Source organism: Pseudomonas sp. CBZ-4, assembly GCF_000346755.1.
Classification (GTDB): domain Bacteria; phylum Pseudomonadota; class Gammaproteobacteria; order Pseudomonadales; family Pseudomonadaceae; genus Aquipseudomonas.
In genome coordinates, this window is sequence record NZ_ANNV01000162.1 from 44,289 (window position 1) to 51,191 (window position 6,903).

Genomic DNA, 6,903 nt, shown 5'->3' on the forward strand with positions numbered 1-6,903 from the left:
GGTGCGAGGGCGCCTCCCGTCGGGCGGGCGCAGGTTGGCGGTATTTGTAAGCAATTGCAAAGGTTGGGTATTACTGAATGTCTCTAGACATCAATGATCACCAGGGTGCCTTGGCTGCCAGCGAGGACCCCATGGGCAACGCCGGCTTCGACGAGGTACATCTGGCCGGCCTCGACGCGGATGGCCTGGCCGGCGATGCTCAAGAGCAGATGGCCGCTGGTCACCAGCAATCCTTCGTTGTAGTCGTGGGTTTCTTCTTCATAGGGCTGCGCATCCATGCGCAACACCTTGATCTGCGCCGGGCCGACCTGGCCCAGTCGCGTGGATTTCCAGGTGCCGGGCAGGTGTCCGGCAATGGCAGCGAAGTCGAGTAACGGCATGTGAATGTCCTTGTTTCAGCGATGCCGTCGGTGGTCCGGTTCAGCAGGGGAAAAGTGGTTGGGGCTAGAACGCATCCATTAACAGCACGGTGCACGGCTTGGCCTGATAGGCATTGATCTGCGGCACCAGGCGGGTGAAGTGTTCGGTCTGGCAATGGGTGTCGAGGGCTGCCTGGTCGGGCCATTGCTCGATGAAGACAAAGTGCCCGGGGTCTTTTTGATCAATGAACAGATCGTAGGCGATGCACAGCGGCTCCTGGCGGGTTTTTTCCACCAGTTCGGCGTACCACGCGCGTACGGTTTCCACGTGTTCGGGTTTGATGAAATCTTCGGCGATGACCTTCAACACAGTGCGGCTCCTTAAGCGGCAACGACTTCATGGGGTTCAAAACTGTCGGCGCGGGCCATCTGCCACATGCGCGAATAGAACTCGCCGTTCACCTCGCCGGTCAGCAATTCGCCGGGCTTGAGGAACACATGCAACTGCGAGAACAGCTTGATCTCGGTCGCCGACATGCGCCGCACCAGGTGCTTGGCCGACAGCTGCGACGGGTGATCGAGGCCCGCGGCGGCGAGCATTTCGGCCAAGGCCTTGAGGGTGTTGCGGTGGAAGTTGAACACCCGCTGGGCCTTGTCCGGCACCACCAGTGCGCGCTGGCGCAGTGGGTCCTGGGTAGCTACACCGGTCGGGCATTTGTTGGTGTGGCAACTCTGGGACTGGATGCAGCCGATGGCGAACATAAAGCCGCGGGCCGAGTTGGCCCAGTCGGCGCCGATGGCCAAGACGCTGGCGATATCGAACGCACTGACAATCTTGCCGCTGGCGCCGAGCTTGATCTTGTCGCGCAGGTTCAGGCCCACCAGGGTGTTGTGCACAAACAGCAGGCCTTCACGCAGCGGTACGCCGATATGGTCGGTGAACTCCACCGGGGCGGCGCCGGTGCCGCCTTCCTTGCCGTCCACCACGATAAAGTCCGGGAGGATGCCGGTTTCGAGCATGGCCTTGGCGATGCCCATGAACTCCCACGGATGGCCCAGGCAGAACTTGAAGCCCACCGGCTTGCCGCCGGACAGTTCGCGCAGTTGGGCGATGAACTGCATCAACTCGATCGGCGTGGAGAACGCGCTGTGACGCGACGGCGAGATGCAGTCTTCGCCCATCAGGATGCCGCGGGTCTCGGCGATTTCCTGGGTGACCTTGTGCTTGGGCAGGATGCCGCCGTGGCCCGGCTTGGCGCCCTGGCTCATCTTGATTTCGATCATGCGCACTTGCGGGTTCTGCGCCTGCACGGCGAAGCGCTCCGGGTCGAAACGGCCGTCGCTGGTGCGGCAGCCGAAGTAGCCGCTGCCCAGTTCCCAGGTCAGGTCGCCGCCGTGTTCACGGTGATAGGGGCTGATGCTGCCTTCCCCGGTGTCGTGGGCGAAGTTGCCGAGCTTGGCACCCTGGTTGAGTGCGCGGATCGCGTTGGCGCTCAGGGAACCGAAACTCATCGCCGAAATATTGAACACCGACGCCGAATACGGCTGCTTGCACTGCGGGCCGCCGACGATCACGCGAAACGCGTTGGGATCGCTCAACGGCGCGGGGCGCATGGAGTGGCCGATAAATTCGAAGCCCGATTGGTACACGTCGATCAGCGTGCCGAACGGCTTGTCGGCGGATTCGTTCTTGGCGCGCGAATACACCAGCGAGCGCTGGGCGCGAGAGAAGGGCAGGGCGTCGCTGTCGGATTCCAGCAGGTACTGGCGGATCTCCGGGCGGATGGCTTCCACCAGGTAACGGATATTGCCCAGGATCGGGTAGTTGCGGCGGACCGCGTGGGGGCTTTGCAGCAGGTCGAAAATGCCGATCAGGCTGAGAATCCCAGTGACCACGGTGATCGGCCACAGCCATTCATGCTGGATAAACGGAAGGCTGGCGAGGGTGAAAATGACGCACACGGCAAAGAAGGCGTAACGGCTTAGCAAAGACAGGCTCATACGGTTTCCTTGGGTTCGGACTCTTGAGGTCGATCCGCCATTCTGCGCCAGTAAGGAAACCACAGACAACCTAAGGGATTATTCTGCATAGAATCCGCGGGTCTATTCTTATTGTAATCGGTTCTCGTTTGGGTGCATTATTTGTGTTACTGTATAACACTGATTTTGCCCCGGAGGCCCTATGAAAGCTGGAATCCATCCCGACTACCGCACTGTGCTGTTCCACGATACCGCCGCTGATGTGTTCTTCCTGATCGGCTCCACCGCCGACAGCGACCGCACCCACACACACAGCGACGGCAACACCTACCCCTACATCCCGTTGGACGTGTCCAGCGCGTCGCACCCGATCTACACCGGGCAACAGCGCAAGACCCAGGTCGAAGGCCGGATTGCCGGGTTCAACAAGCGTTTTGCGTCGTTTGGCTCAAGCCCGAAAAAAGCCGACGCGTGAGGCGTGCCGGTTTTACCGCGAAGGCCGCTCCTGTTTCTGGAGCGGTTTTTTTATGCGTGTGCGCTGACCGCTCGTCGCTACATCCCAGTGTCTATTTAAAGGCAGGTTGAATATCTCGCAAACCCATGTAGAGTTTCTTGTTAACGAATAACGTTAAGCATTAAGCGATGATAAGAAGCTTCAAATGCGCCGATACCAGAACCCTGTTTGAAACCGGTCGCACCCGGCGTTGGTCCGCCATCGTTTCGGTGATCGAGCGAAAGTTGAGCATGCTCGATGCGGCGGTTGACCTCGCTGACTTGCGGTCACCACCTGGAAACAGGTTGGAGCCGTTGTATGGCGACAGAGAGGGGCAGCACAGTATCCGAATCAATGCTCAATTCCGGGTCTGTTTCATTTGGGGGCCTCACGGCCCGGAAAACGTTGAAATTGTGGATTACCACTGAGGTGAATCATGTTTAAAAATGGCATGCGACCCGTACACCCCGGAGAGATTCTCAAGGAGGAGTACCTGGAGCCGTTGGGCCTTACCGCTGCCGCCCTTGCACGGGCACTGCACGTATCCGCGCCCACGGTGAATGACATCGTATTGATGCGTCGCAGCATCAGCGCAGATGTTGCACTTCGCTTGGCCGCTGCGTTGGAAACCACCGCGCAGTTTTGGCTTAACCTGCAGACTGCCTATGATCTGCGCACTGCGGAAATCGCCAAGGGTGCTCAAATCTCCAAGGAAGTTGAGAAAGTGGCGCATTGCGCATGATATTGGGCCAGCCCCATGCAAACCCGGCCAGAGAGTCGGGTTTTTAATGCCTGTTTTTAGCGAGTGATACTGAAAAGCCATCACCTGCCAAAAACCTACTAAACTACTCAGTAAACGCCAGGAAGGCAGGCCCATACCCTAAGGAACGCACACCGCCGATCCGAGGTGTCCCATGGGAGAGTCCGTTACCTTTACCGATGCCGACTGTGCCGGGGTGCTGTTGATCGATGCCCACCCGGACGTCCTCCACAGCCTCACCCAACTGCTGCGGCTGGAGCCCTTCGACCTGCACAGCGCCACCTGCGCCGCTGACGCCCTGGCGATTCTCGCCAGCCAACCGATCGACCTGGTGATGAGCGCCGCGCGCCTGCCGGACATGGACGGTGCTTCGTTGCTGGCGCATATCCACCAGTATTACCCGCACACCGTGCGCATCCTGCTCACGGGCGAAACCGACCTGACCCTGATCGTCAAAGCCATCAACGAAGGCGAGATCTACCGCTACCTCAGCAAACCCTGGAACGACGAGGAGTTGCTGCTGGCCCTGCGCCAATCCCTGGCCCACCAGCATTCCGAGCGTGAACGCCTGCGCCTGGAGCAGTTGACCCGGCAACAGAACGACGAGCTCAAGCGGCTCAACGCGTCCCTGGAAAAACACGTGGCCGCGCGCACCAGCGAGCTGCAACAAACCGCCGACATGCTCGACCTGGCCTACGAAGAACTCAAACACAGCTACGCCACCGGCACCGAAGTGTTCTCGCTGCTGGCCAACCTGCGCCTGCCGCGCGCCAAGCAGACCAACCGGCAGATCATCGACCTGGTGCGCACCTGGTGCGTGGCCCACGGCGTGGATGACGCCAGCAACCGCGACCTGACCATGGCCGCCGCGCTCTACAACATCGGCAAGTTGAGCTGGAGCGACAGCATGATGGCCTCGCCCTCGGACCTGCTGCACAGCAGTGACCGCGAGCGTTATCGCGCCTACGCCACCCAGAGCGAGTCACTGCTGATGACCCTGGACCCGATGAAAGATGCTGCGCGGCTGATCCGCCATCACCAGGAGCGCTGGGACGGCAGTGGTTTCCCGGATCACCTCAAGGGCGAGGCGATTCCCGCCGGTTCGCGCCTGTTGAAACTGGCGGTGGATTTTATCGAGCTGCAAAAGGGCCTGATCCTGGAGCGGCAGATGAACAGCGACGAGGCCTTGCTGTACATCCGCAAATACGCCGGGCGCCTGTATGACCCGGTGATGGTCGAGGATTTTGTGAAGGTGTGTGCCACTTACCTCAATGACGTGACCCTGGGGGATCCCAACGTCAAGGTGCTCGGCACCCGGGAGCTTGCGGAGGGCATGGTGCTGGCGCGCAGTTTGAATGCGGATAACGGCATGTTGCTGCTCAACGCGGGCAAGGTATTGAACTTGCCGTTGGTGGATAAGTTGATTGCGTTCGAGACCATGGAAGGTGCGCGGTACAGCGTGTTCATCAAGGACCAAACCGTGATTCCAAGTTGAAACGCAGTCAAAAATGTGGGAGCTGGCTTGCCTGCGATGCAGGCAACTCGGTTGTTCAGGTAGACCCAGGTGATGCTATCGCAGGCAAGCCAGCTCCCACCCAAGCCCGGTTCCCACATTGGATTGCGGCGTTCCCGACGATCATGTGATCCTTGCAGCCTTTTTCGCAGCCAAGGAAGCCCTCCCATGCCAACCACTATCCGCATCGCCGCCGCCCTCCTGATCGGCAGCGACGGCCAGACCCTGCTGGTGCGCAAGCGCGGCACCCAGGCGTTCATGCAACCGGGCGGCAAGATCGATGCTGGCGAGCAACCAGCCGAGGCCCTGGCGCGCGAGCTGCACGAAGAACTCAACCTGCGTATCGACCCGAGCGCCGCCGTCTACCTCGGTCACTTCTCGGCACCGGCAGCCAACGAGCCGGGTTTCACCGTGGAAGCGCAACTGTTCCAGGTGCATATCGACGTCCCGGTACACCCCGCTGCGGAGATCGAAGAGGTCCGCTGGATCGACCCGGCCGGCGATGGCGGCCTGCACTTGGCGCCCTTGACACGTGACCTGATCCTGCCGTTTTATCGCGCATCGCTGACCACCACCGCCTGACGTGCAGGCGCAAAGGACTGAACCGTGATCCCACTCAACGAGTTGCTGATTTTCGCCGCCGCGTGCCTGCTGATGGTGTTGACCCCCGGCCCGAACATGATCTACCTGATCTCCCGTTCGATCTGCCAGGGACGCAAGGCGGGTTTGGTCTCGTTGCTGGGCGTGGTCGCGGGGTTCTTTGTGCACCTGTTCGCCGCTGCGGCGGGTTTGACGGCGGTGTTTCTCGCGGTGCCGATGGCCTACGAAGTACTCAAGTGGGCCGGCGCGCTGTACCTGTTGTGGCTGGCCTGGCAGGCGGTTAAACCTGGCGCGCGCTCGCCCTTCGAAGCCCAGCAACTGCCGCCCGACTCCGCGCGCAAGCTGGTGACCATGGGCTTTCTCACCAGCGCGCTGAACCCGAAGATCGCGGTGTTCTACCTCTCGGTATTCCCGCAATTCATCACCCCGGAGCACGGCTCGGTGTTCACCCAGAGCGTGATGCTGGGCTTCACCCAGATCAGCGTGAGCTTCATGGTCAACGCGCTGATCGCGATGTTTGCTGCGAGCATCGCCAGCTGGTTTATCAACAACCCGACCTGGCTGGCGGTGCAGCGTTATTTCATGGGCTTTGTCTTGGCGGCGCTGGCGGTGCGGCTGATGCTTGAGCAGCGCCGCAACGCATGATCATCCGCACGCTGGGGCCCCAGGATGCCGAGGCTTATCGGGCGTTGATGCTGGAGGCGTATGGCGTTTATCCCCAGGCGTTCACCTCCAGCGTGGCCGAGCGGGCAGCGATGCCCCTGAGCTGGTGGGAGAAGCGCCTGGACAGCCCGCTGGATTGCTTGCTCGGTGCTTTTGCCGGGGATGCACTGGTCGGTATCGTCGGCCTGGCGTACGAGCCTCGAGAGAAGGCGCGGCACAAGGTGACGTTGTTTGGCATGTATGTGAATGCCCGCCATCAGCACCAGGGCGTGGGCCGTCAACTGGTCGAGGCGGCACTGGATGAAGCACGCAAACAGCCGCGCCTCAAGGTCATCCAACTGACCGTCACCGCCGGCAATGACGCGGCATTTGCGCTGTACCAGCGTTGCGGTTTCATCCAATACGGCCTGGAACCGCTGGCGGTGCGGGTGGGCGTGGAGTACTTCGACAAAATCCACATGTGGCGCGAACTTTCGGGCCAGTGATAACCCCTGTGGGAGCTGGCTTTCCTGCGATAGCGGTGTGTCAGCTTGCA

Annotated in this window: 10 protein-coding genes; 7 read left to right on the forward strand and 3 right to left on the reverse strand. The window is 60.8% G+C overall.

Translation table 11 applies throughout. The annotated features are described in order from the left end of the window. Positions 1-83: 83 nt before the first annotated feature. The 3 genes from B348_RS0123585 to B348_RS0123595 all read right to left on the reverse strand — a co-directional run bounded on the left by B348_RS0123585 (position 84) and on the right by B348_RS0123595 (position 2,360). A complete protein-coding gene (locus B348_RS0123585; RefSeq protein WP_017738496.1) occupies positions 84-380 on the reverse strand; it encodes a cupin domain-containing protein in 297 nt (98 codons plus the stop codon). Between the two features lie 64 nt (positions 381-444). Further along, positions 445-729 carry a putative quinol monooxygenase gene (locus B348_RS0123590; RefSeq protein WP_017738497.1) on the reverse strand — a complete coding sequence of 95 codons (285 nt, stop codon included), beginning with the start codon at positions 727-729 and terminating at the stop codon, positions 445-447. A gap of 11 nt (positions 730-740) precedes the next feature. Continuing rightward, positions 741-2,360 carry an FMN-binding glutamate synthase family protein gene (locus tag B348_RS0123595; RefSeq protein ID WP_017738498.1) on the reverse strand — a complete coding sequence of 540 codons (1,620 nt, stop codon included), beginning with the start codon at positions 2,358-2,360 and terminating at the stop codon, positions 741-743. 181 nt (positions 2,361-2,541) lie between these two features. Between B348_RS0123595 and B348_RS0123600 the strand changes: the two genes are divergently transcribed. From B348_RS0123600 to B348_RS0123630, 7 genes are all read left to right on the forward strand, one after another. Continuing rightward, complete coding sequence (locus B348_RS0123600; RefSeq protein WP_017135901.1) at positions 2,542-2,814, forward strand: type B 50S ribosomal protein L31; 273 nt, start codon at positions 2,542-2,544, stop codon at positions 2,812-2,814. A gap of 167 nt (positions 2,815-2,981) precedes the next feature. Then, positions 2,982-3,260: a type II toxin-antitoxin system RelE/ParE family toxin gene (locus B348_RS0123605; protein WP_017738499.1), complete on the forward strand. Its 279-nt coding sequence runs from the start codon at positions 2,982-2,984 to the stop codon at positions 3,258-3,260. 8 nt (positions 3,261-3,268) lie between these two features. Continuing rightward, positions 3,269-3,574: a HigA family addiction module antitoxin gene (locus B348_RS0123610; protein WP_017738500.1), complete on the forward strand. Its 306-nt coding sequence runs from the start codon at positions 3,269-3,271 to the stop codon at positions 3,572-3,574. A gap of 172 nt (positions 3,575-3,746) precedes the next feature. After that, positions 3,747-5,087, forward strand: coding sequence for an HD domain-containing phosphohydrolase (locus B348_RS0123615; protein WP_017738501.1), 1,341 nt, complete (start codon positions 3,747-3,749; stop codon positions 5,085-5,087). A 186-nt stretch (positions 5,088-5,273) separates the two neighbouring features. Next, positions 5,274-5,687, forward strand: a complete 414-nt coding sequence (locus B348_RS0123620; RefSeq protein ID WP_017738502.1) for an NUDIX domain-containing protein — start codon at positions 5,274-5,276, stop codon at positions 5,685-5,687. 24 nt (positions 5,688-5,711) lie between these two features. Next, entirely contained in the window at positions 5,712-6,350 is a 639-nt protein-coding gene (locus B348_RS0123625; RefSeq protein WP_017738503.1) for a LysE family translocator, read from the forward strand. Further along, a complete protein-coding gene (locus B348_RS0123630) occupies positions 6,347-6,853 on the forward strand; it encodes a GNAT family N-acetyltransferase (RefSeq protein WP_017738504.1) in 507 nt (168 codons plus the stop codon). Before B348_RS0123625 ends, B348_RS0123630 begins: the two co-directional genes overlap by 4 nt. Positions 6,854-6,903: the final 50 nt, after the last annotated feature.